The organism is Streptomyces sp. NPDC005393 (assembly GCF_040606675.1).
Taxonomy (GTDB): Bacteria; Actinomycetota; Actinomycetes; order Streptomycetales; family Streptomycetaceae; genus Streptomyces.
In genome coordinates this window covers 47254-69782 of record NZ_JBEXFG010000034.1, presented here as the reverse complement: position 1 = coordinate 69782, position 22529 = coordinate 47254, and the positions used below count along the sequence as shown (strand labels likewise).

The window sequence follows — 22529 nt, the reverse complement described above, 5'->3', positions numbered from 1 at the left end:
CGTATGCCCTGATCCGGCCGGCTGAGCCCCCTCCCGTACCCTCTCGGGCCGCTCCCGCGCACCCCCTCAGGGCTCCTCCGGCCCCCCTTTCCGGCCCCTCTGGCGCTGCCGTATGCCCTGATCCCACCCCCCAAACCGGACATAACCCATACGAAACGGCCGAATTCTCCTACCTCAATTGAGGTAGGCGGGATTCGGCCATTTGGCGTGCACTGCTTTCCTGCAATTGAAGTACGCAGAATTCAATCATGCGTACGGCGATTCGGGTCTTGTTCACTCCCTAAGGTCGTGGAGCGAAAGGACAAACCCGAAGGAGCTCCATTCGATGCACAGAGTTCTCGTCGTAGAGCGCCACGCTCAGGTGTTGAGTGCTCTCGCCGACCTCGTAGTCGAGGAGCCCGGACTGGAGCTAACCGGAATTGCCGGATCGGCCCGTGAAGCAATTTCTCTGGCCCGTCACATGCAACCGGATCTGGTGCTGATCGACGTGGATGAGCCGAGCTGGCAAGCGCAGCGGCTGGACCGCCTGATCGGTGAACTCCTTCCGAACGCGCGGATTGTCCGGCTGACCGCAGTCTCCGACCCGCAGATGGGATGTCTGGAATCTCCGACGAAAACCGCCAGCGTCCTCAAGACCGCCGTACCCGAATTCCTCAGGAGCATCACCGAATGAATTCCCCCATGGACCAGAACAACGCCCCGACCACTCCCGAGACCACCGCGACGAAGCGCGGACCGCGCTCCCAGCGTCTGCGGTTCGGTATCGCCACGGCCGTCGTCGCTGTCGCTGCCGTGGGTGGCACTGTCACGGCGTTCGCGATGAACAACGAGAACCAGAACCCCACCACGACCGCTGCCGCGGCGGGCAAGGCTGCTGGTTCCGACGTCACGATGCCCCTGTCCACGCACAAGGGCGACATCGTGGACTCCAACGGCCGCAAGGTGACCCTGACCGGTGTGAACTGGTTCGGTATGGAAACCGGCACCTTCGCGCCGCACGGCCTGTGGACCCGTAACTGGGAGTCCATGCTGGATCAGATGGCGAAGCAGGGCTTCAACACCATGCGGCTCCCGTACTCGAACGAGATGTTCGACGCGAAGAGCAAGCCCAACGGGATCGACTTCAAGCAGAACCCCGACCTGAAGGGCCTCAACGGCCAGCAGATCATGGACAAGATCGTCAAGGGTGCCACCGACCGCGGCATCATGGTGATCCTGGACCAGCACCGCCCGGACCAGTACGGCCAGAGTGAGCTGTGGTACTCCCAGAAGCTCACCGAGGACAAGTGGCTGAGCGACTGGGTCAAGCTGGCCAAGCGCTACCAGAAGAACGACCGGGTGATCGGCGCCGACCTGCACAATGAGCCGCGTGGCCAGGCCACGTGGGGCGACGGCAACCCGAAGACCGACTGGCGCCTGGCCGCCACCAAGGCCGGTAACGCCATCCACAAGGTCAACAAGAACATGCTGATCTTCGTGGAGGGCACCGACCGCCACGGGAACGAGCAGTTCTGGTGGGGCGGCGACCTGCAGGGTGTGAAGAAGAAGCCCGTGCAGCTCAAGGAGTCGAACAAGGTCGTCTACTCGCCGCACGACTACGGTCCTGGCGTCTACAACCAGAACTGGTTCATGGCGAAGGACTTCCCGAAGAACATGCCGGCCATCTGGAAGAAGCACTGGGCCTACATCAAGCAGGAGAACATCGCTCCGGTGATGCTTGGTGAGTTCGGTGGCAAGAAGACCGCGGGCAAGAGCTCCGAGGCCATCTGGCAGAACTCCCTGATGGACTACCTCAAGAAGAACGGCATCAGCTACACCTACTGGACCTGGAACCCGGACTCGGGTGACACCGGCGGTGTGCTGGCCAACAACTGGAAGACCCTCGACAAGAACAAGATGAAGATGCTGTCCAAGTACCAGACGCCTCTGCTGGAGGCGCGTGGGGACGCTGCCAAGAAGTGACCCCTTCAGGTACTCCGCCGGTCACGGCGTAGGACAGACAGCGAGGGCCCGCAGGCATCCGCCTGCGGGCCCTTCGTCGTACCCGGGCCCCTCCCCTTCCCTGGGCGATCCCGTTTCCCTCGGGCAATCCCGTCCGGAGGGAAGCGGGACGTCCCCCCGCCGGGTTTCCTTCCCGGGCCGCAGACCCGCGACCGCGGACCGGCCCCCGCGCACAGGGAGGCCGATGATGAAGCCCCACAGGCCAACCGGCCGGACGCTCTTCCCGCTGGTCGCGCTCACCGTGATCGTGGCCGACCAGGTGAGCAAGGCGATGGTGCTGGCCGCCTGGGGCGGTACCGCGGGGCCGCAGGCCGGGTTCGGGCCGTTCCGTCCGCTGCTCGTGCACAACACCGGAGTGGCCTTCGGCCTGGGCCAGGGCCGGCCCGTGCTGATCATCATGATCACCCTCGCGGGCGCGATGGCCACGCTGGCGGCGACCGGTGCGGGGCTGCGGGTCCGCGGCCGGGGCGCGGCGCTCGGTCTGGGGCTGATCGCCGGGGGCGCGATCGGCAACGGCGCCGACCGGGCGATCCGGCCGCCGGGACCACTGCGCGGCGCGGTCATCGACTGGATCACGGTGGCCGCCCGCGGCCCTGTCTTCAACCTCGCCGATGTGGCCCTCGCCACCGGGACCCTGCTCACCGGGGCCCTGCTGCTGCGCCGGACCTCGCGCGAGCGGGCGGCCCTACGACCGGAGGCGGCCCTACGACCCGACGCGACCCCACGACCCGACGCGACCCCACGACCCGACGCGGCCCTACGACCCGACGCGACACCACGACCGAACCCAGCCCCAAGCCCAGGCCCAGGCCCAGGCCCGGTCCCAGGCCCAGGCTCGGGCTCGGGCCCGCGACCTGGTCCGGTACCGGGTCCGGAGCCGGCCGTCAGCCCCCGGTCTTGTGCACCGCGCTCTGATCAGCGTTCCGGTCCGGGTCCTGCTCCGCGCCCGGCGCCGGCGCCGGCGGCTGCCCCGACCCCGGCCCCGGCTCCCGGCTCTCCCGTTCCGCGAGAGACTCCGCGAGATCACGGAGCCGCCCCAGGGCCGCTTCGTCCGTCCCCTCGCGGGCGCCCAGCGCGCGGGTGATGCGCTGGTAGACGGAGAGCTCCCGGGCGCAGCGGTGGCACTCGGCCACATGGGCCCGTACCCGCCCGGCGGCCGGCGCGTCCAGTTCGCCGTCCAGATACGACTGGAGCATCGGCTCATCCACCGGGCACTTGGTCCGGGGCCGCTCGGTCTCCCGCCACCATGTCCATCTGCTCATGCCCCACCTGCCTCTGATTCCGGTCCCGTGGCCAACAGCTGGTTCCGGATCCGCTTGCGCGCCCGGTGTAGCCGGCTCATCACCGTCCCCTTGGGGACGTCCAGCACCTGTGCGGCCTCCGCGTACGACAGCCCGTCCACATGCACCAGCCGCACCACCTGCTGGTCCCTGAGCGGCAGGGCCGTGAACGCGGCGTCCACGGCCTCGTCGAACGCCGTGTCGACCACCAGCTCCTCCGGGGTCGCGTCCAGAGCGGGGACGAGCCGTTCCAGTTCCGTATCCGGATCGTCGAGCAGCCGGGGCCGGCGCTGGCGGCGCCTGCTCACCTCGGCGTGCCGCATGATCGTCAGCAGCCAGGCCCGGGGATGTCTCCCGTCAAAACGGCCGACTGCCCGGTACGCCCGTAGTAACGTGTCCTGCACGAGATCTTCGGCGTCGGCGCGCTGGGTGGTCAGGGACATGGCCACGCGCAGCAACACCTCGACCTCGGGCAGCACATACTGGGCGAACATGTGCTGCTGATGGGCGTCCGGGTCAGCCACGTGTGCCTCCTCGGATCCGGACCCCCGGGGTACGCGAAAGACGACATATCACACTCTGTGTAACATCCCGCTCACCGCGCCGCACGGCAGGGTCGGCGATCCGAGTGGCACACCCTCGGTTACCGCGGATGGAGCTACGCGTTCAGGGAGACCAGGCGCTTTCCGTCGGTGGTACGGACCTCGAAGCGCACGATGTCGGCACGCTTCATGGCCGCGCCGCCGTGCGCCCACAGCGGATCTCTGGCGACCTTCTGGGGGCTGTTCTCGATCCCGTATCCCCACTCGGGCACGGACCAGGTCATCATGGTCTGCTCATGACCGTCCTTCGAGACCGCGACCAGGCTGCAGTCGAACGGACCCTTGACGTTCTTGAGCCTCAGGACGGCGTTGGTGCCCCACATCTTGTCCTCCATGGCGAGCGCCGCGTTCACCTTGGTGACCGGGTCGGTGCCCTGGACCTTGTCAGGCATCTGCTTGAAGGCTGCGCTCGCGCTCGGAGCGGCCGTGACGGTGGTGTCCGAACCGGATCCGGAGGTGACCGCCATCGTGCCGAGCGGTCCGCCGACGATCAGCGCGGCCGCCGCCGCGACCAGGTAGAGGCCACGCCGCCGGCGCTTGCTGCGCGCGACTGCGACCTCGCCGACCATGCGGTGGAGCATGCCGGTGCCGGGGCGCGCGGTGAGGGTTTCGATGGCGTTGGGGGTGGCGCTGAATGTATGCGGGGTGTGGCCCGTGAGCTGGGTACGCCCGGGTGCGCCGTGGAGTCCGGGGATGTCGGTGGCCAGATCGGCCAGCAGTGGTTCCAGCCCGGTCAGCTCGTCGAGCCGCCATCCGCACTGGTCGCAACCGGCCAGATGCTCCTCGAAATAGGTGGCGTCCGCTTCGTCGAGCACGCCGAGCACATACGCGCCAACGGCGTCATGTCCCGCGTGGTGCGCCTGCGCTGTCATGCCGTCACTCCTCTCTCCTCAAGCGCGAGCTTCATGGAGCGCAGCGCGTAGAAGACCCGGGACCGAACCGTCCCGCTGGGTATACCGAGCGTCTCCGCCGCCTCGTTGACCGTACGGCCCTTGAAGTAGGTTTCGACCAACACCTCGCGATGGGCGTCGCTGAGGTCGTGCATCGCGTCGGACAGTGTCATCAGCCGCAGAGCCCGGTCGATCTCGTCCTCCGCAGGCATGAGTTCCAACGGGGAGGGGTCGACCTCCTGCGGCCGGGCCTGCCGGCTGCGATGCCCGTCGATGACGATCCGCCGGGCGACCGTGACCAGCCAGGGCCGGATCGAGCCGGTGGCCCGGGACAGCTGGTCGGCGTTCCGCCAGGCACGGACCAGGGTCTCCTGGACGACGTCCTCCGCACGATGCCGGTCGCCCGCGACCAGACGCAGTACGAACGCGAGCAACGGCCCGGCGTGCTCTTGGTAGAGCGCGCGCATGAGCTGTTCGTCCGGCGTACCGCGCCTGGATCTTGACGGACGCTCATCGGCCACGGCGGCGTCGTCGTGCACCTGAACCTCCAGGACCTGACCTGAGTTGGACAACATCTACTGACGACTCCCGGTCTGAGCCCCGGGGGGGTTGGGCGGCCGTGTCGGCCTCTTCCTCCTCACTTACGAAGGGGAGGGTCCGGCTGCTCAACGCGTCGAGAAGAATCTTCCGGTCAGGTGCCGAGGAGGGCGGGGCCTCCCGGGGGAGGGCGGTCCGGTGGTCAGGGGCGGGACGGCTCAGGAGACCATCGCGTCCAGGACGAGGGGCTGGACCTTGCCGTCGAGCATCGCGCCCAGCCCCTCCACCGCGCAGACGTCCGGGTTATCGGCGATGTTCAGCGGCATACCGGTGGCCTCCCGCAGCAGCGAGTCGAACCCGGGCAGCACCGCGCTGCCGCCCGCCAGCATGATGCCGCGGTCGGCGAGGTCGGCCACCAGATCGGGCGGGCAGCGGCGCAGCACCGTGCCGATCGCGTCCAGTACGCCGGTCAGCGGGGTCCGCATGGCGGCCCGTACGCTCGCGACATCGATCCGTACGGAGCGGGCGAGCCCCGTGGCCACGTCCCGGCCGTGCACCTCGGCGCCGTCCGTGTCCGGCCCGTCTCCGCCGAGGACGAGGTGCAGCGGGCGGACGGCCTGGCTGGGCAGCATCAGCGCATGCTCATTGCGCAGATGCTGGACGACGGCGTGGTCGACCGTGTCGCCGCCCACCGGCACCCGCTCGGCGGCGACGATCGAGCCCAGCGACAACACCGCGACCTGCGTGGTGGCCGCGCCGCACACCACGATCATCGTCGCCTCGGGCCGTTCGACCGGCAGGCCGCAGCCCACGGCGGCGGCGATCAACGTGTCCACCAGCTCGACCCGCCGGGCGCCGATGCCGGTGAGGGTCTCCACCGCGGCGCGCTGGGCGAGCGGATCGGCGTCATGGGGAACGCAGACGGCGGCGCTCAGCAACGGTCTGCGCCGCCAGGCGCGGCGCAGCTTGTTGCCGAGGAGCAGCCGCAGCATCCGCTGGGCCATCGCGATGTCGACGACGGTGCCGTTCGATACGGGGCGTACGACCCGGATGTGCGAGGGCGTCCGCCCGGTCATCCGCTCGGCCAGCGCCCCCACCGCGATCAACCCGCCGGTGCGGGTGTTGACGGCGGCGACGGTCGGCTCGTCGACGATGAGGCCGGTGCGCTTGAGATAGACGCGAGTCCTGGCCGCGCCGAGGTCGACGGCGATGGAGCAGCGGCGCAGCCGCTCAAGACTGATGGTCATGGCAGGTCTCCCTCTGGGCGGCGTCATGGGCCGCCGCCCGGCGGCCCTGCGATCATCGTGCGGCGTTGATCAACGGCGCTGCCCGCCGAGCTGCGCCGGTCGGACCAGCCCCGTCCCCCGCCGCCCCCTCACCCCTTCGCATCCGCATAGCACTCCACGGCCGCCATCGTGAACGGAAACCGCACCGGGGTCTCCCCGAAGGCGACGCGGCCGGCCACCTCGCCCGCCGTCGCGATCGCCGCACGGACCGCGTCGACCTCCTCCTGCGGGCAGTGCACGATGACCTCGTCGTGCTGGAAGAAGACCATCTCCGCGCGGAGCCCCGCCCCGGCCAGGGACTGCCGCAGGGCCGCGAGCATCAGGACGGCCCAGTCGGCGGCGCTGCCCTGGACGACGAAGTTACGGGTGAACCGCCCGCGGGCGCGGGCGCTCGCCGTGCTGCCGTACGACGGCTCCTGCTGCTCCCGGGGCAGGCCCGCCTCGTCGGCCGGCTCCCCGGCCAAGGCGCCGTCGACGGGCGGGCAGGTGCGGCCCAGCCAGGTGCGCACCAGCCGGCCCTCCTCGCCCGCGCGGGCCGCGTCGTCCACGTAGGCCACGGCCGCCGGGAAGCGCCGCCGCAGGGCGGCGAGGTGCTTGAGGCCGTCGCCCGACGTCTGTCCGTACACCGCGCCGAGCAGCGCGAGCTTGGCCTGCTCCCGCTTGCCGGAGAAGGCGCGGTCGGACAGGGCCGCGTACAGATCCCGGCCGCTGCCCGCGACCTCCATCAGACCGGGGTCGCGGGAGATCGCGGCGAGCACCCGCGGCTCCATCTGGTCGGCGTCGGCGACCACCAGCCGCCACCCCGGGTCGGCGACCACCGCGCGCCGCACCACCTTGGGGATCTGCAGCGCCCCGCCGCCGTGGGTGGTCCAGCGGCCGGAGACCGTGCCGCCGGGCAGATACTCGGGGCGGAACCGGCCGTCGCGCACCCAGGACTGGAGCCAGGCCCAGCCATGGGCGGTGTGCAGCCGGTAGAGCTTCTTGTAGCGCAGCAGCGGCTCGACGGCCGGGTGGTCGATCTCCTTCAGCTCCCAGGCCCGGGTGGAGGTGAGCGGGATGCCCTCGCGGGCGAACGCCTTGATGACCTCGGCGGGCAGATCCGGCCGCACCCGCACCCCGCCCCCGAAGGCGCGCGACACCTCATCGGCCAGCTCGACCAGGCGCTGCGGCTCCAGACCGCCCGGATAGCGCTCGCCGAGCAGCTCGTCCAGCAGCTGCCGGTGGCGGTCGGCCCGCCAGGGCACCCCGGCGCGCCCCATCTCGGCGGCGACCAGCGTCCCCGCCGACTCGGCGGCCGTCAGCAGCCGCATCCGGCCGGGGTGCTCGGCCGCCTCCGTACGGGCCAGCTGCCCCGCGTACACCGCGAGCAGCGCGTCCAGCGGATCGGTGCCCGGCGGCAGCGGCGGCGGGCCGGGCTCGAAGAGGGACGGCTGGGTGCGGGCCGCCCGCGGCGGCGGATCGTCGGGCACCGGCAGCCCGCGCAGCCGCGCCCACGCCGCGGCGAGCGAGCGCGGCGCGCCCGAGCGCCCCTCGTGACCCAGCAGCAGCGCCTCGGCCGCCTCCACGTCATAGCACCGCTCGACGCGGACGCCGGCGGCGAGCAGCCGCGGAGAGACCTCGGCGGTGGACCGCCACACCCACCGGTCGGCCTCCGGGCGGGACCGCACGGCCTCGGCGATCCCGCCCCGCGCCGCCGTGACCTCGACAACCGGTCCGGCGGCCTTTCCCACGGCGTCCAGCGGGCAGAGACGAACACCCCCGTCGTCCATCTCCGCCGCTGCCCACCTCATGTGCGTGAGTGTGGCAGGGGGGACTGACAACGCCCTTCGGCCGTCGAGCGAGGGGTTGTGAGAAGGGCTGACCGTCACCCGCGGGCTGCCACGGGACGAGGCGGCCCGCGGGTCTTGCCCTATGCCCGGCGACCAGGAATTCGGGTCGCGGCCCAACCCGTCGGGCACCCTCGGCGTCATTCATGACGACTGCTCTTCTTCGCTCGGGGCACACGACACGGTTGTCGGGTGATCACGCGGGGGACGCGTGGTGCACGTACGTCTGGTGCACGTGCATCTGCTGACGCATCTGCCGGTGGGAATGCACATGCATGTGCGCATGCATGTGCATAGGAACGCTATGATCCGAGACTGTTGATATCTGTACTAACAGTGGAGAGCCCTGTGCGCGACCACCCGTACAACGGCATGGCGGCCGCGGACCTTCAGGGGGTCGTCTGGCAGAAGAGCAGACACAGCAATTCCCAGGGGTCGTGTGTCGAGTTCGCCAAGCTGCCCGGTGGAGATGTGGCCGTACGCAACTCCCGCTATCCGGACGGCCCGGCGCTCATCTACACCCCCGCAGAGGTCGAGGCGATGCTGCTCGGCGCCAAGGCCGGCGAATTCGACCATCTGGCGCACGACCCGGCCGGTCTGGGCTGATCCCCGCGGGCGAGTGACACTGGTAGTGACGGGCGGGGGACCCAACTGATGTGAGACGGCGATGAACGGCTCGGTCCGCGTCGGACAACTGCTCGGGGTTCCACTGCGGATGCATTGGAGCGTCCCAGTGCTGGTCGTCCTGCTCGCTTACGGACTCGGCCGCCAGACGCTGCCCGCGTGGACACCGGGACGGACCGCCGCCGTCTACGCGGTCGCCAGCGCCGTCGGCGCCGTCCTCCTGATGGCCAGCCTGCTGCTCCACGAGGCCGCGCACGCCGTCACCGCCCGCAGAAAGGGTGTCTCCGTCGAGGATGTGACGCTATGGGCGCTCGGCGGGATGACCAGGATGGGGCGGCCCCGGACCGCCGGGGTCGCGTTCTGGGTGGCGATCAGCGGCCCGCTCACCAGCCTGGTCATCGGCGGCGCGGCCGTCGGTGCGGGGATCGGGGTGAACGCGCTCGCCGGCTGGGGGGTGCCGGCGGCCGTACTGGTCTGGCTGGGCTGGGCCAATCTGCTGCTGGGCGTCTTCAATCTGCTGCCCGCCGCGCCGCTGGACGGCGGCCGGGTGGTGCAGGCCCTGCTGTGGTGGCGCACCGGGGACCGCGAGCGCGCCGAGCGGGCGGCGGGGCGCAGCGGCCAGATCTTCGGGATCGTGATGATCGCCTTCGGCTGGATCTCCTTCCTGCGCGGGAACGGGGGCGGGCTGTGGCTCTCGCTCATCGGCCTCTTCATGGTGATCGTCGCCAACGCGGAGCGGCAGCGGGCCGGCATCAATACGGCGCTGCGCGGCGTACGGGTGGGCGACGCGATGTCGGCTCCGGTCGCCACCGGGGCCGACTGGCTGACCGTGGGGCGGTTCATCGACGAGGTGGCGGCCCATTCCCGCCATTCCGCGATGCCGCTGCTCGATTTCGAGGGCCGGCCCAGCGGAGTGGTCCAGCTGCGTACCCTCGCCGCCGTACCGGCCCAGGAGCGGGAGGCCCATCGGGTGCGCGATGTGGCGACGCCGCTGTCGCGGTGCACGATCGCCGAGGCGGACGATCTGCTGAGCGAGGTGCTGGAGCAGGCGCGGCCGGGCGGCGGCGGGATGCCGGTGCTGGTGATGGACCACGGGCATCTGGACGGGATCGTCACCATGCACGATGTGACCCGGCTCTTCCAGCTGCACAGTCTGGGGGTCACGACGGCCCCGCCGGAGTCCACACCCACCCCTGAGGGCGGGAGCTCCTGAGGGGCGGGACCCCCTGAGGGCGGGCGAGGGCTCAGCCGTGGGGGAGGTGGAACAGGGCCCAGACGACCTTGCCCCGTAGCGTGCCGGCCAGCGGATGCCAGCCCCAGCCGTCCGTGAGGGACTCCACCAGATGGAGCCCGCGCCCGGACTCCTCGCAGCAGTCCGCCTCGCCGGCCACCGGCCCCTCCTCGCTGGGGTCGCGTACGGCGCACACCAGCCGCGAGGGGCAGCGCATCAGATGGAGCCGCACCTGTGATGATTCGTGGTCGCCGTCGGCCGAACCGCCCGTACGGCTACTGGGCAGCCCGTCGGGGAGCGCGTGCCGCAGCGCGTTGGTGACGAGTTCGGAGACGACCAGCGCCACCTCGTCGAGCAGCTCCGGTATCTCCCACTCCCGCAGCGTGGAGCCGGTGAACTGCCGGGCCCCCTTGACCGCTTCGAAGCGCGCCGGGAGTGAGCAGGAGACGGATCCGCAGACGGCCGAGGGGTCGATCGGCGGAAGCCCTCGCCACAAGGGCTCCAGCAGGGTCGAACCTTCGCTCCCCATGCGAGCACTCCTGCATCCCTGGCCGTGACGAATTCTGGCCAGATCTCGTACGAGCTTGCACGTGCGCAAACCCTATGGTTCCGAATGCGTAGAGCAGATGCAAGGGCAAATGCACGTGCACGCCGGATATTTGGGGGGTTCCGCCCCTGTTTACTCGCATTTATTTCTCCGCCCGTGTGCGGGGGCTTCCCGACTGAGTGACGACATGTGCACAGCGCGGAGCCTGATAAGTGGCAGACTTCGGCCTCAGGGCTGCGGGGGTTCGCCTTCGGAAGGGTGCGTTCCGTACACGGACGCCGTACGAGGTTCCGTACAAGGGAGTGTCGCGGACATGACCGCAAGCGAGTCGAGCGGATCGGTGGTGCGCCGTATCCTCCTGGGCTCTCAGCTCAGGCGGTTGCGCGAATCCCGGGGCATCACCCGCGAGGCGGCGGGCTATTCGATCCGCGCCTCCGAATCCAAGATCAGCCGGATGGAGTTGGGCCGGGTGAGCTTCAAGGCGCGCGACGTCGACGACCTGCTGACGCTGTACGGCGTCACGGACGAGGAGGAGCGCGCGGCGCTGCTCGGGCTGGCCCGCGAGGCCAATCTCACCGGCTGGTGGCACAGTTACGGCGATGTGCTGCCCGGCTGGTTCCAGACGTATGTCGGGCTGGAGGGCGCCGCCTCCCATATCGCCTGCTACGAGGTCCAGTTCGTCCACGGTCTGCTCCAGACCGAGGGCTATGCGCACGCCGTCGTCACCCGCGGCCAGCCGCAGGCGTGCGCGTCCGAGGTGGAGCGGCGGGTGGCGCTGCGGCTGGAGCGGCAGAAGCTGCTGGTCTCCGAGCGCGGGCCGGAGTTCCAGGTGGTGCTGGACGAGGCCGCGCTGCACCGTCCGTACGGCGGGCGGAGCGTGATGTGCGCCCAGCTGCGCCATCTGATCACCGTCTCCGAGCAGCAGAACGTGACGCTGCAGGTGATGCCCTTCGCCTTCGGCGGGCACGCGGGGGAGAGCGGGGCGTTCACCCTGCTGCGCTTCCCCGAGCCGGACCTGCCGGACATCGTCTATCTGGAACAGCTCACCAGCGCGCTCTATCTGGACAAGCGCGATGAAGTGGCGCAGTACGAGCGGGTGTTGGAGCGGCTGAGAGCCGACAGCCTGTCCCCGGAGAAGAGCCGGGATGTGCTCCGAGGGCTCCTTCACGACGCCTGATCGATCAGTAGGATGACGTTCTGTCAGGAATACCCTCCACGCGTATGCGGGTGTCAGTGAACGATCCCGCGTCCTCCAGATAGGGATGGCATGTCCTACTTCTCCGAGTTGGCCTTTCAGTACATCGACGGTGAGTGGCGCGGCGGAAGCGGTTCCTGGGACATCGTCGACTTCAACCCGTACAACGGGGAGAAGCTCGCCTCCATCACGGTGGCCACCGTCGAGGAGGTCGATCGGGCCTACCGGGCGGCCGGGCGGGCGCAGCCGGAGTGGGCCGGCATCAACCCGTACACCCGGCGGGCGGTCTTCGAACGGGTGCTGCGGATCATAGAGGACCGCGAGAAGGAGCTCACCGAGACGATCATCGCGGAGTGCGGCGGCACCCATGTGAAGGCCGGGTTCGAGCTGCATCTCGCCAAGGAATTCCTGCGCGAGGCCATCCAGCTCGCGCTGCGGCCCCAGGGCAGCATCCTGCCGTCGCCGGAGGACGGCAAGGAGAACCGCCTCTACCGGCTGCCGGTCGGTGTCGTGGGCGTCATCAGCCCGTTCAACTTCCCCTTCCTGCTGTCGCTGAAGTCGGTCGCCCCGGCGCTCGCGCTGGGCAACGCCGTCGTCCTCAAGCCGCATCAGAACACCCCGATCTGCGGTGGCGGCCTGGTCGCCAAGGTCTTCGCGGAGGCCGGGCTGCCCGCCGGGCTGCTCAATGTCGTCATCACCGATATCGCGGAGATCGGCGACGCGCTGCTCGAGCACCCGGTGCCGAAGGTCATCTCGTTCACCGGCTCCGACAAGGTCGGCCGGCATGTCGCCACCGTCGCCGCCTCCCACTTCAAGCGCTCGATCCTGGAGCTGGGCGGCAACAGCGCCCTGGTCGTCCTCGACGACGCCGATCTGGACTACGCGGTGGACGCGGCGGTCTTCAGCCGCTTCGTCCACCAGGGGCAGGTCTGCATGGCGGCCAACCGGGTGCTGGTGGACCGCGCGGTGGAGCGCGAGTTCACCGAGAAGTTCGTGGCCAAGGTGACGTCGCTGAAGGTGGGCGACCCGGGCGACCCGACCACCCATATCGGTCCGCTGATCAACGAGGGCCAGGCCGAGGCCATCACCTCACTCGTCGACCAGACCGTCGCCGACGGCGCCACCGCGCTGGTGCGGGGCCGGACCGAGGGCACCCTGATGGAGCCGAGCGTGCTCACCGGGATCCCCGAGGGCTCCGCGATCCTCGGTCAGGAGATCTTCGGCCCGGTGGTGCTGCTGATCCCCTTCGACGGGGACGACGAGGCCGTACGGATCGCCAACGACACCGACTACGGGCTCAGCGGCGCCGTGCACACCGCCGATATCGAGCGCGGGGTCCGCTTCGGCCGGCGGATCCACACCGGCATGATCCATGTGAACGACAGCACGGTCCACGACGAGCCGATCGTGCCGTTCGGCGGTGAGAAGAATTCCGGACTCGGGCGGCTCAACGGCGAGTCGATGATCGATGACTTCACCACCACCAAGTGGATCTCCATCCAGCACGGCCGGAGCCAGTTCCCGTTCTGATCTCCGGCGGGATGTCCGGCCGGTCCTCGGTTGAGGACAGAAGCTGACCGCAAGGCTGTCTAACGTCGAAGACATCGGGAGCCCGGGACATCGGGCTCGACGGAACGACGGAAGGCGGACCCCATGCCCACTCTGGTGAACCAGGAAGCCCACGGTGACGAGGCCGGTGCCCTGCTCGGCTTTCTGGAGGCTCAACGCGGTGCCGTCCGCCGGACCCTGCACGGCATCACCGAGGAGCAGGCGGCTCGGAAGCCCTCCGCGAGCGAACTGTCCCTGGGCGGCCTGCTCAAGCATGTCGCCGAGGTCGAGCAGGCCTGGGTCGAGGACGCCAAGGGGGTCCCGCACTCCATCGAGCGCGGCCCCCACAACTGGCACCTCAGCTTCGAGCTGGACGAAGGACAGACTGTCGGCAGCACCCTCAAGTTCTGGGACGGGGTGGCGGCGGAGACCGAGAAGTTCATCCGCTCGCTGCCCGATCTGAACGGGACCTTCCCGCTGCCCAAGGCGCCGTGGTTCCCCGAGGGCAGCGTGCGGTCGATGCGCTTTCTGCTGCTGACCCTGATCCAGGAGATCGCCCGGCACGCGGGCCACGCGGACATCATCCGCGAGACCCTCGACGGCAAGACCGCCTTCGTCCTCATCGAGGAGACGGCCGCGGCCTCCTCATGACGCATTGGCAACATCCTGGGCACGCTCGATCTGCCGCCCGGTGAGGACACCCACCGCCGGGTCCTCGCGATCCTGGCGTTCCTCGCGATCCTCGCGTTCCTCCGCGCATGAGCAGGACCCCCGCACGTCTAGCCTAGGCAGCAGCACAGGGGTCAGTGGGGACCAGGATGGAGAACAGCGATGTCGGCGATCCGGCTGCTGGTGCTGGGCGCGGTGCGCCGGCATGGGCGGGCGCATGGCTACCAGGTCCGCAACGACCTGGAGTTCTGGGGCGCGCACGAGTGGTCCAACGCCAAGCCCGGGTCGATCTACCACGCCCTCAAGCAGATGGCGAAGCAGGGACTGCTGCTCGGCCACGACGTCGCGCCGAGCACGGTCGGGGGACCGCCGCGCACCGAGTACGAGCTGACCGAGGCGGGGGAGCGGGAGTACTTCACGCTGCTGCGGGACGCGCTGCTGCGCCATGACCAGAAGATCGACGTGCTGACGGCCGGGGTCGGCTTCATCGTCGACCTGCCGCGCGCCGAGGCCATCGCGCTGCTCAAGGAGCGGGTCGCGGCACTGGAGGGGTGGCGGACGGAGGTGACCCGGCATTGGGCGCCGCCGGACGGTACCCCGGATGAATGGGGTCATATCAGCGAGATCATGAAGCTCTGGGTCCACTCCGCCGACAGCGGGGCGGAGTGGACCCGGGGGCTGATCGAGCGTCTTGAGGGCGGGGCGTACGTCATGGCGGGCGAGGGGGAGCGCTCGGTGGACGTGCTGCCGGACGGGGCGCCGAACCCGTACGCCGCACCGGACCAGAGCGCGGACGGGGACGACAGCGCGGACGGGGGTGATAGTGCCCCGCGCTGATCACGGCTGCCGCTGAGGCGGCCCGGCCGGCCCGGATACCACGTCAGCCACACCCTCACCCGCCGTCGGTGGATGCGGATACGGTGCGGGTATGGGGAACGACAGCTCGGACACGGGGGCAGTGACGACGAGCGGGCCCGGCTACGCCCTGCTCCTCGCCGCCGGGCCGGTCGGCAAGCAGCGGCTGATGGACGCGGCCGCCGCGCTGCCGCAGCTCGCGGCGGTGCCTCCGGCCGCGCTGCTGGGCACGCCCGGCGGCGCCAGCGTCGTCCAACTCGTGGACCCTGCCGATCCGCAGACCGTGCTGACACATCTGCGGACGGCCGCCGCGCATCCGGGTCCGGTGCTGGTCCATCTCGCGGGCCAGCTCACCGTCGACGCCAAACAGCGGCTGCCGCATCTGGCGTTGGCCCGTACGACGCCGAGGACGGCCCGGTACACGGCGCTGCCGTGGCACTGGCTGGCGGCCGAGCTGGCGCGGCGGCCGCCGGGCAGTACGACGGTGCTCGCCGATCTGGTGGCCGACGAGACGGCCTGGCCGAAACTCCTCGACGGCTCCTTGTCCTGCGAGCGGCTCGCCGCCGGGCTGACGCTGTACGGCGCGGTCGTCCCCGCGCCGCCCAAGCGGCAGCTCGCGGCGCCGGTCTACAGCCGGGCGCTCGCCGGGCTGCTGCGGGGCGCCGCCGACCGCCCGCCGTTCGCGCGCCTGCATCAGCGGGCCGCGGCGGAGGCGGGGCTGGGTGGCGGGCCCGAACTGCTGCTGGGCGGCGTCACCGAGGCGTACGCGGCCCCAGAGTCCGCCGTGTGGGACGTACATGACCTACGTGACCTACGGGACGGACGGGACGAACGGGGCGGACGGGACGGAGGGGACGGAGGGGACGTGCGGGGCGCCCCGGTGACCGCGCCGGAGACGGCCCCGCCGCCCGTGCCGCGCACGGCCCCGCCGCCGATGCCCACGGCGGCTCCCGCGCCCCCGCACCGCCCGGAGCCCCCGCACGCCCCTGGGCACAGACGCGCCCCCGTCCCGGATCCCCACGTGGCCATATTCGAGGCCGCCCACGCCGGACGGCACAGCGAGGCCGCCTCGATGGCGGCCGCATGGGAGCAGGAGGCCCTCCGGGCGGCCGGTCCCCGCTCCGCCGAGGCGATCCACTGGCTGGAGGTCCGCGCCGACCTCGCCCGGCTCGCCCATGACCCGGCCCGCGCCTGCGAGCTGTGGCTGGCGGTGGCCGATGCCCGGATGGGCAACGGCGAAGCGGCCGGCGATCCCGAGGTGGAGGGCGCCGTGGACCGGGCGCATCACCAGTGGCAGTTTGTCGAGGACCGGGCCAGGGCCCATGCCCTCGCCCCGCAGCTGATGGATATGCGGGGCCGGGTGCCCGGCCGCAGACCCGGCGCCCTGGAGGCCGTGCGGCGCAGGGCCGAGATCCTCCGGGCCCCGGCCCAGACGGGCTGAGGGCAGAAGCCTCGGAGGTCTCAGGGGTCTCAGGAGCCTCAGGGTTCTCAGGGGTCTCAGGGGGGCCAGGGGCTCAGTGGTGAAAGGCCGTGGCGCGGTTCTTCGGCCGCCCCAGCGGCGCCGACTGCGACCGTAGTTCCGGCAGCAGCGCCTTCAGATCGTCCAGGAAGAGATCGGAGAGATCCCTCGAGAAGCCGTTGCGGCACACCACCCGGAGGACGGAGAGATCCTCCCGGTTCGGCGGGAAGGTGTACGCGGGCACCAGCCAGCCGCGTTCCTTGAGCCGCCGGGACACATCGAACACATCGAAGTTCTCGATGCCGTCCGCCGTGGTGAAGGCGAAGACCGGCAGCTCGTCGCCGCGCGTCAGCATCCTGAAGTCACCGAGCGCCTCGATCCGGTCGGCGAGCGAGGTCGCCACATTGCGGGAGTTCTGCTGGACGGCGCGGAAGCCGTCGTGCCCCAGCCGCACAAAGACGTAGTACTGGGCGGCCACCTGGGCGCCGGGCCGGGAGAAGTTGAGCGCGAAGGTCGGCATCTCGCCGCCCAGATAGTTGACGCGGAAGACCAGCTCCTCGGGGAGATCGTCGGGCGTACGCCACAGCGCCCACCCCACCCCCGGGTAGACCAGGCCGTACTTATGGCCCGAGGCGTTGATGGAGGCGACCCGCGGCAGCCGGAAGTCCCACACGAGATCCCGGTCGAGGAAGGGGGCGATCATCGCGCCCGAGGCGGCGTCCACATGCACCGGTACGTCCAGCCCGGTGCGCTCCTGGAGGTCGTCCAGCGCCGCGCACACCTCGGCGACGGGTTCGTAGGAGCCGTCGAAGGTCGAGCCCAGGATGGTCACGACCCCGATGGTGTTCTCATCGCACAGATCGGCGGCCGCCTGGGGGTCGAGATGGAACCGGTCGCCCTCCATGGGCACCTGCCGCGCCTCGACCTCCCAGTAGTTGCAGAATTTCTCCCAGCAGACCTGGACGTTCACCCCCATGACCACATTGGGCCGGGCGGTCGCCGGATAGCGGTCGGCATTCCGCTGGGCCCAGCGCCGCTTGAAGGCCATTCCGGCCAGCATGCACGCCTCACTCGACCCCGTGGTGGAGCAGCCCGTGATCGAATCGGGATCGGGTGCGTGCCACAGATCGGCGAGCATCGTCACACAGCGCCGCTCCAGCTCGGCGGTGCGCGGGTACTCATCCTTGTCGATCATGTTCTTGTCGCGACATTCGGACATGAGCTGGCCCGCCTGTGGCTCCATCCATGTCGTGACGAAGGTGGCGAGGTTCTGCCGGGCGTTGCCGTCCAGCATCAGCTCGTCATGGACGAACTGATACGTGGCGGAGGGCGTCATCGGCCCGTCCGGGAGGCGGCGGCGCGGGGGTCTCGCGGCCATGCCGCCGACCGGGTCGGCTTCGCCGTAGAAGGGATTGACGGAGTAGTGCTCTTCCTCGTCGCGATGCTCGCGGGTGCCTTTATGAAGTGCCACCTTCATAAAAATACGTGCGTATCGGACATAAAGTCCGATCCCGCGCCGTGCCCCCCGCAGCCGCTAGCCCGCGCTGCTCAGTGACAGCTTCGCGGCGAAGCCCAGGAACGCCGCGCCCGCGCCCGCCGACAGTCCGGCGGTCAGTCGCCTGCGCCGCCGGAAGGTGGCCGCCAGATACGTACCCCCGAAGATCAGCACCGAGAGATAGGTGATGGAGAACAGCTGCGCCCATGCGCCCAGCGCCACGAAGGACAGCGCCGGATGGGCGTAGTCCGGGTCCACGAACTGCACGAAGAAGGAGATGAAGAAGAGAATCGCCTTCGGGTTCAGCAGGCTGACGACCAGCGCCCGGCGGTACGGACGCTCCATCGCCTTCGGTTCGGCCCCCGCGTCGGTCTCCCCGCCCTCCGTGGTGCGCGCGCTCCCCGGACCCCGGCGCCACAGCGCCCGTGCCCCGCGCAGCATGCCCACCGCGAGCCAGGTGAGATAGCCCGCGCCCGCGAACTTCACCACGTCGAAGACCACCGGGCTCGTATGCAGCAGCGAGGCCACCCCGCCCGCCGACAGCGCCATCAGCACCGCGTCCCCGCACAGCACCCCGGCGGCCGCCTTATAGGCGGTACGGGGGCCGCGGCGGGCCGCGACCGACACCACATAGAGCGAGTTCGGGCCCGGCAACAGGATGATCAGCGCCAGTCCCGCCAGATACGTCGAAAGATCCGTTATCCCCAGCACACTCCGCAGGATGCCAGCCGCCGCTCGCCCCGCGCAGAGGGGTATCGCCATCCGGACTTGCACCTCACGCGGCGTGAGGGCGCACGGTTGAGTCCATGAGCTACTCCGTGGGACAGGTCGCGGGCTTCGCCGGGGTGACCGTGCGCGCCCTGCACCACTACGACGAGATCGGGCTGCTGCGCCCCGGCGCCCGCAGTCCGGCCGGGCACCGGCGGTACGACGACGCCGACCTCGACCGGCTGCAACGGATCCTGTTCTACCGGGAGCTCGGCTTTCCGCTCGAAGAGGTGGCGGTCCTGCTCGACGACCCGGACACGGACCCGCAGAGCCATCTGCGGCGCCAGCACCGGCTGCTGACCGCCCGGATCGAGAAGCTGCGGCAGATGGCCGCCGCCGTCGAACACGCCATGGAGGCACGGAAGATGGGCATCAACCTCACGCCTGAGGAGAAGTTCGAGGTCTTCGGGGACAAGGACCCCGAGCAGTACGCGGAGGAGGCCGAGCGGCGCTGGGGCGGCACTGGGCAGTACGCCGAGTCGCAGCGCCGCGTCGCCCGCTACACCAGGGAGGACTGGCAGCGGATCCAGGCCGAGACGGACGACTGGAGCGCGCGGTACGCGGCGCTGCTGGAGGCGGGGGAGCCGGCCTCCGGGGAGCGGGCGATGGGCCTGGCCGAGGAGCACCGGCGGCATATCGCGCGCTGGTACTACGAGTGCGGCTACGAGATCCACCAGGGGCTCGGGGAGATGTACGTGGCCGACGACCGGTTCCGGGAGTTCTACGACGCGATCCGCCCCGGGGCGGCGGGGCACCTCCGGGACGCGATCCGGGCCAACGCGGAGCGTCACGGGTAGCGCAGCCGGGGGCCGACGGGAACCAGGGGCAGGCACACGGCGTTGATAGCTTTGGGCGGCACACTGCGAAGAACACCGCAATCAGTCCGCCCCGACCCTGCGGCCGGGCCTCGCACGAGCCTGCACCCCTCGACCCAGGAGCCTGTCACCCGTGACCACCCTCGCGCTCGGCCCTCAGTGGCTGGACCCGGACTACCTGATCAACACCTTTGGTCTGCTCGGCGTCCTGGCCGTCGTCTTCGCGGAGTCCGGCCTGCTCATCGGCTTCTTCCTGCCGGGCGACTCGCTGCTGTTCACCACCGGCCTGCTGGTCACCACCGGCGTGATCAAGCAGGATCTGTGGCTGGTGTGCGCGGCCGTCGCCGTCGCCGCGATCCTCGGTGACCAGGCCGGGTATCTCTTCGGCCGGAAGGTGGGGCCGTCGCTGTTCCGCCGCCCCGACTCCAAGCTCTTCAAACAGGAGAATGTGGAGAAGGGCCACGAGTTCTTCGAGAGGTACGGACCGAAGTCGCTGATCCTGGCCCGCTTCGTGCCCATCGTCCGGACGTTCACGCCGATCATCGCGGGCGTGAGCCGGATGAACTACCGCTCCTTCATCACCTTCAACGTCATCGGCGGCACGCTGTGGGGCGTGGGTGTCACGCTGCTCGGCGCGGGGCTCGGCAAGATCGCCTTCGTGCATCAGCACATCGAGCTGATGCTGATCGGCATCGTGCTGCTGTCGGTCGTCCCGATCGCGATCGAGTTCCTCCGGGCCCGTGGCAAGGCCAAGAAGGAGACGGCCGCGGAGCCGGCGGGGCCGCAGGGCCCGGCCGCCGGTGCCCCGCCGCAGGGGCCGGGGCAGGGGCAGCAGGGGCAGGGGCCGCGCGGCCGTCACGCCAAGCGCTGACGTCCCTGAGGGCTCCTTCACAACCGTCACCTGTCTCACACCGCCCCCATTCCCGGTCGGCGGCCACCGCCCCGCACAATGGGCTTCGGTGGCCGCCGATGCCGTACCGAAAGCGCATCATGGCTGCTGAGGACTGCACGGGAGGCTGGTGAGGAGCGAGGAGACGTGGGGTCGGACCGACAGCAGGGGCAGCGGGGCGTGAGCGCGCCGGACGCGGACACGGGGGAGAACCGTAAGCCGCTGTCCGATGAGGCGCGCAGTGCCTTCACCCCGCCCCTCGGCGTACCGCGGCCGCCCGCGCCCTCGCCCGACGGCGAGCATCCGACCTCGGAGTTCGCCATCCCCGAGGGGCTGACCGCCGAGCCCGCCGCCGAGCCGGAGGGCTCGGCCTTCACCGCGCCCGCCGGGGTCAAGCCGGCATCGGGCAACCAGACCACGGGCAGCTTCCCCATCGTCACCCCGCCGCACGGCATACCCGTCGTCCGGCTGATCAAGGACGCGCCCTGGCAGGACCGCATGCGCACGATGCTGCGCATGCCGGTCAGCGAGCGGCCGGTCCCCGAGCGCGTCGAGCGGCAGGACGACTCGGGGCCCGCCGTGCCGCGTGTGCTCGACCTCACCCTCCGTATCGGCGAGCTGCTGCTCGCGGGCGGCGAGGGGGCCGAGGACGTCGAGGCGGCGATGTTCGGCGTGGCGCACGCGTACGGGCTCGACCGCTGCGAGCCGACCGTCACCTTCACCCTGCTGTCGGTCAGCTACCAGCCCTCGCTCGTCGACGACCCGGTGACCGCCAGCCGGACCGTACGGCGCCGCGGCACCGACTACACCCGGCTCTCCGCCGTCTTCCGGCTCGTCGACGACATCACCTCGCAGGAGGACTTCACCCTGGAGGAGGCGTACCGGCGGCTCGCCGAGATCCGCCGTAACCGCCACCCCTACCCCGGCTGGGCGCTCACCGTGGCCGGCGGCGGGCTGGCCGGCGCGGCGAGCATGCTCGTCGGCGGTGAGTGGCCGGTCTTCTTCGCGGCGGCGGTCGGCGCGATGCTGGGCGACCGGCTGGCGTGGCTGGCCTCCGGGCGCGGGTTGCCGGAGTTCTATCAGTTCGTGGCCGCGGCGATGCCGCCCGCCGCGATGGGCGTCGCGCTCAGCCTCGCCGACTCCGGGCTCCAGGCGTCCGCCGTGATCACCGGTGGGCTGTTCGCGCTGATCCCGGGGCGGGCGCTGGTCGCGGGCGTCCAGGACGGGCTGACCGGCTACTACATCACCGCCGCGGCCCGGCTCCTGGAAGTCGGCTATCTGATCGTCGGCATCGTCTGTGGCGTGCTCACGGTGCTGTACGGCGGCATCCAGCTCAACGCCAGGCTCGACCCGGAGGCGGCGCTGCGCCATGTGGAGCGGCCCACCATCCAGATCCTCGCGGCGATGCTGCTCGCGCTGACCTTCTCCATCCTGCTCCAGCAGGAACGTCACACCGTGCTGTTCGCGACACTCAACGGAGGGGTCGCCTGGGTGGTCTACGGCGCGCTGGCCGATACCGCCAACATCCCGCCCGTCGCCGCCACGACGGTGGCCGCCGGCCTCGTCGGCCTCTTCGGCCAGCTCCTCTCCCGCTACCGGTACGCGTCCGCGCTGCCGTACGTCACCGCCGCCGTCGGGCCCCTGCTGCCCGGTAGCGCGACCTACTTCGGGCTGCTCGCCCTGGCCCAGGGCAACCTGGACCGCGGCATCCCCCACCTCACCCAGGCGGCGGCCCTGGCCCTGGCGATCGCCATCGGAGTGAACCTGGGAAGCGAGGCGGCGCGCCTCTTCCTGAAGATCCCGGGCGCCGAGAAGGACCCCACGGGCCGCCGCGCCGCCAAGCGCACCCGCGGCTTCTAGCGTCGCCCCACGGGCCGCCGCGCCGCCAAGGGCACCCGCGGCTTCTGGCGTCGTCCCACGGGCCGCCGCGCCGCCAAGGGCACCCGCGGCTTCTGGCGTCGTCCCACGGGCCGCCGCGCCGCCAAGGGCACCCGCGGCTTCTGGCGTCGTCC

The 22529-nt window shown here is 70.6% G+C and carries 21 protein-coding genes and 1 pseudogene; 13 read left to right on the top strand and 9 right to left on the bottom strand.

From position 1 onward, the window contains the following. The first annotated feature begins 325 nt into the window (after nucleotides 1-325). From ABZS71_RS25100 to ABZS71_RS25090, 3 genes and pseudogenes are all read left to right on the top strand, one after another. Complete coding sequence (locus tag ABZS71_RS25100) at nucleotides 326-673, top strand: DNA-binding response regulator (RefSeq protein WP_356213751.1); 348 nt, start codon at nucleotides 326-328, stop codon at nucleotides 671-673. Continuing rightward, nucleotides 670-1962 carry a glycoside hydrolase family 5 protein gene (locus ABZS71_RS25095; protein ID WP_356213749.1) on the top strand — a complete coding sequence of 431 codons (1293 nt, stop codon included), beginning with the start codon at nucleotides 670-672 and terminating at the stop codon, nucleotides 1960-1962. The genes ABZS71_RS25100 and ABZS71_RS25095 overlap by 4 nt, the downstream gene beginning before the upstream one ends. A 223-nt stretch (nucleotides 1963-2185) precedes the next feature. Then, nucleotides 2186-2632: pseudogene (locus ABZS71_RS25090) on the top strand (signal peptidase II); the annotation flags it as partial. 253 nt (nucleotides 2633-2885) lie between these two features. On the opposite strand, the gene ABZS71_RS25085 reads toward ABZS71_RS25090, so the two are convergent. The 6 genes from ABZS71_RS25085 to ABZS71_RS25060 all read right to left on the bottom strand — a co-directional run bounded on the left by ABZS71_RS25085 (nucleotide 2886) and on the right by ABZS71_RS25060 (nucleotide 8386). Continuing rightward, complete coding sequence (locus ABZS71_RS25085) at nucleotides 2886-3263, bottom strand: zf-HC2 domain-containing protein (protein WP_355841729.1); 378 nt, start codon at nucleotides 3261-3263, stop codon at nucleotides 2886-2888. Continuing rightward, entirely contained in the window at nucleotides 3260-3805 is a 546-nt protein-coding gene (locus ABZS71_RS25080; protein ID WP_355841732.1) for an RNA polymerase sigma factor, read from the bottom strand. The genes ABZS71_RS25085 and ABZS71_RS25080 overlap by 4 nt, the downstream gene beginning before the upstream one ends. A gap of 134 nt (nucleotides 3806-3939) precedes the next feature. After that, nucleotides 3940-4755 (bottom strand): zf-HC2 domain-containing protein, encoded by an 816-nt coding sequence (locus ABZS71_RS25075; protein WP_355841735.1) that lies wholly within the window; start codon nucleotides 4753-4755, stop codon nucleotides 3940-3942. Next, the gene (locus ABZS71_RS25070) at nucleotides 4752-5348 is read right to left on the bottom strand and encodes a sigma-70 family RNA polymerase sigma factor (RefSeq protein WP_355841738.1); all 597 of its coding nucleotides are present in this window, start codon (nucleotides 5346-5348) and stop codon (nucleotides 4752-4754) included. Before ABZS71_RS25070 ends, ABZS71_RS25075 begins: the two co-directional genes overlap by 4 nt. A gap of 180 nt (nucleotides 5349-5528) precedes the next feature. Further along, nucleotides 5529-6557 (bottom strand): rod shape-determining protein, encoded by a 1029-nt coding sequence (locus tag ABZS71_RS25065; protein ID WP_356213747.1) that lies wholly within the window; start codon nucleotides 6555-6557, stop codon nucleotides 5529-5531. A gap of 128 nt (nucleotides 6558-6685) precedes the next feature. Next, on the bottom strand, nucleotides 6686-8386 hold the full coding sequence (locus ABZS71_RS25060; protein ID WP_356213745.1) for a bifunctional 3'-5' exonuclease/DNA polymerase: 1701 nt from the start codon (nucleotides 8384-8386) through the stop codon (nucleotides 6686-6688). 408 nt (nucleotides 8387-8794) lie between these two features. Here ABZS71_RS25060 and ABZS71_RS25055 point away from each other — a divergent pair, with 408 nt between their 5' ends. Together ABZS71_RS25055 and ABZS71_RS25050 are read left to right on the top strand one after the other, a co-directional pair. Next, entirely contained in the window at nucleotides 8795-9028 is a 234-nt protein-coding gene (locus tag ABZS71_RS25055) for a DUF397 domain-containing protein (RefSeq protein WP_355842126.1), read from the top strand. Between the two features lie 61 nt (nucleotides 9029-9089). Then, complete coding sequence (locus ABZS71_RS25050) at nucleotides 9090-10259, top strand: site-2 protease family protein (RefSeq protein ID WP_356213743.1); 1170 nt, start codon at nucleotides 9090-9092, stop codon at nucleotides 10257-10259. 31 nt (nucleotides 10260-10290) lie between these two features. Here the strand turns inward: ABZS71_RS25050 and ABZS71_RS25045 are convergent, their stop codons facing one another. Then, complete coding sequence (locus ABZS71_RS25045; protein WP_356213741.1) at nucleotides 10291-10806, bottom strand: ATP-binding protein; 516 nt, start codon at nucleotides 10804-10806, stop codon at nucleotides 10291-10293. Between the two features lie 331 nt (nucleotides 10807-11137). Between ABZS71_RS25045 and ABZS71_RS25040 the strand changes: the two genes are divergently transcribed. From ABZS71_RS25040 to ABZS71_RS25020, 5 genes are all read left to right on the top strand, one after another. Then, nucleotides 11138-12001, top strand: a complete 864-nt coding sequence (locus ABZS71_RS25040) for a helix-turn-helix transcriptional regulator (RefSeq protein WP_356213739.1) — start codon at nucleotides 11138-11140, stop codon at nucleotides 11999-12001. Nucleotides 12002-12091: 90 nt separating this feature from the next. Continuing rightward, nucleotides 12092-13549, top strand: a complete 1458-nt coding sequence (locus tag ABZS71_RS25035) for an aldehyde dehydrogenase family protein (protein WP_356213737.1) — start codon at nucleotides 12092-12094, stop codon at nucleotides 13547-13549. Between the two features lie 123 nt (nucleotides 13550-13672). Next, a complete protein-coding gene (locus ABZS71_RS25030; protein WP_355841759.1) occupies nucleotides 13673-14218 on the top strand; it encodes a DinB family protein in 546 nt (181 codons plus the stop codon). Between the two features lie 180 nt (nucleotides 14219-14398). Then, a complete protein-coding gene (locus tag ABZS71_RS25025) occupies nucleotides 14399-15073 on the top strand; it encodes a PadR family transcriptional regulator (RefSeq protein WP_356213735.1) in 675 nt (224 codons plus the stop codon). Between the two features lie 91 nt (nucleotides 15074-15164). Beyond that, complete coding sequence (locus ABZS71_RS25020; protein ID WP_356213733.1) at nucleotides 15165-16532, top strand: hypothetical protein; 1368 nt, start codon at nucleotides 15165-15167, stop codon at nucleotides 16530-16532. Between the two features lie 73 nt (nucleotides 16533-16605). On the opposite strand, the gene ABZS71_RS25015 is transcribed toward ABZS71_RS25020, so the two are convergent. Then, nucleotides 16606-18021, bottom strand: coding sequence for a glutamate decarboxylase (locus ABZS71_RS25015; RefSeq protein ID WP_356213731.1), 1416 nt, complete (start codon nucleotides 18019-18021; stop codon nucleotides 16606-16608). A gap of 63 nt (nucleotides 18022-18084) precedes the next feature. Continuing rightward, on the bottom strand, nucleotides 18085-18756 hold the full coding sequence (leuE, locus tag ABZS71_RS25010) for a leucine efflux protein LeuE (protein ID WP_355841772.1): 672 nt from the start codon (nucleotides 18754-18756) through the stop codon (nucleotides 18085-18087). A 95-nt stretch (nucleotides 18757-18851) separates the two neighbouring features. On the opposite strand from leuE, the gene ABZS71_RS25005 reads away from it, so the two are divergent. The 3 genes from ABZS71_RS25005 to ABZS71_RS24995 all read left to right on the top strand — a co-directional run bounded on the left by ABZS71_RS25005 (nucleotide 18852) and on the right by ABZS71_RS24995 (nucleotide 22377). Then, nucleotides 18852-19610 (top strand): MerR family transcriptional regulator, encoded by a 759-nt coding sequence (locus tag ABZS71_RS25005; RefSeq protein ID WP_356213729.1) that lies wholly within the window; start codon nucleotides 18852-18854, stop codon nucleotides 19608-19610. A 151-nt stretch (nucleotides 19611-19761) separates the two neighbouring features. After that, the gene (locus ABZS71_RS25000; RefSeq protein ID WP_355841778.1) at nucleotides 19762-20499 is read left to right on the top strand and encodes a VTT domain-containing protein; all 738 of its coding nucleotides are present in this window, start codon (nucleotides 19762-19764) and stop codon (nucleotides 20497-20499) included. A gap of 165 nt (nucleotides 20500-20664) precedes the next feature. Next, entirely contained in the window at nucleotides 20665-22377 is a 1713-nt protein-coding gene (locus ABZS71_RS24995; protein WP_355841781.1) for a threonine/serine exporter family protein, read from the top strand. Nucleotides 22378-22529: the final 152 nt, after the last annotated feature.

Bases quoted from the DNA above. Each gene is read 5' to 3' on its own strand.
- ABZS71_RS25100 (WP_356213751.1), top strand. From the start codon at position 326: ATGCACAGAGTTCTCGTCGTAGAGCGCCACGCTCAGGTGTTGAGTGCT.
- ABZS71_RS25095 (WP_356213749.1), top strand. From the start codon at position 670: ATGAATTCCCCCATGGACCAGAACAACGCCCCGACCACTCCCGAGACC.
- ABZS71_RS25085 (WP_355841729.1), bottom strand. From the start codon at position 3,263: ATGAGCAGATGGACATGGTGGCGGGAGACCGAGCGGCCCCGGACCAAG.
- ABZS71_RS25075 (WP_355841735.1), bottom strand. From the start codon at position 4,755: ATGACAGCGCAGGCGCACCACGCGGGACATGACGCCGTTGGCGCGTAT.
- ABZS71_RS25070 (WP_355841738.1), bottom strand. From the start codon at position 5,348: ATGTTGTCCAACTCAGGTCAGGTCCTGGAGGTTCAGGTGCACGACGAC.
- ABZS71_RS25065 (WP_356213747.1), bottom strand. From the start codon at position 6,557: ATGACCATCAGTCTTGAGCGGCTGCGCCGCTGCTCCATCGCCGTCGAC.
- ABZS71_RS25060 (WP_356213745.1), bottom strand. From the start codon at position 8,386: ATGAGGTGGGCAGCGGCGGAGATGGACGACGGGGGTGTTCGTCTCTGC.
- ABZS71_RS25055 (WP_355842126.1), top strand. From the start codon at position 8,795: ATGGCGGCCGCGGACCTTCAGGGGGTCGTCTGGCAGAAGAGCAGACAC.
- ABZS71_RS25050 (WP_356213743.1), top strand. From the start codon at position 9,090: ATGAACGGCTCGGTCCGCGTCGGACAACTGCTCGGGGTTCCACTGCGG.
- ABZS71_RS25045 (WP_356213741.1), bottom strand. From the start codon at position 10,806: ATGGGGAGCGAAGGTTCGACCCTGCTGGAGCCCTTGTGGCGAGGGCTT.
- ABZS71_RS25040 (WP_356213739.1), top strand. From the start codon at position 11,138: ATGACCGCAAGCGAGTCGAGCGGATCGGTGGTGCGCCGTATCCTCCTG.
- ABZS71_RS25035 (WP_356213737.1), top strand. From the start codon at position 12,092: ATGTCCTACTTCTCCGAGTTGGCCTTTCAGTACATCGACGGTGAGTGG.
- ABZS71_RS25030 (WP_355841759.1), top strand. From the start codon at position 13,673: ATGCCCACTCTGGTGAACCAGGAAGCCCACGGTGACGAGGCCGGTGCC.
- ABZS71_RS25025 (WP_356213735.1), top strand. From the start codon at position 14,399: ATGTCGGCGATCCGGCTGCTGGTGCTGGGCGCGGTGCGCCGGCATGGG.
- ABZS71_RS25020 (WP_356213733.1), top strand. From the start codon at position 15,165: ATGGGGAACGACAGCTCGGACACGGGGGCAGTGACGACGAGCGGGCCC.
- ABZS71_RS25005 (WP_356213729.1), top strand. From the start codon at position 18,852: ATGAGCTACTCCGTGGGACAGGTCGCGGGCTTCGCCGGGGTGACCGTG.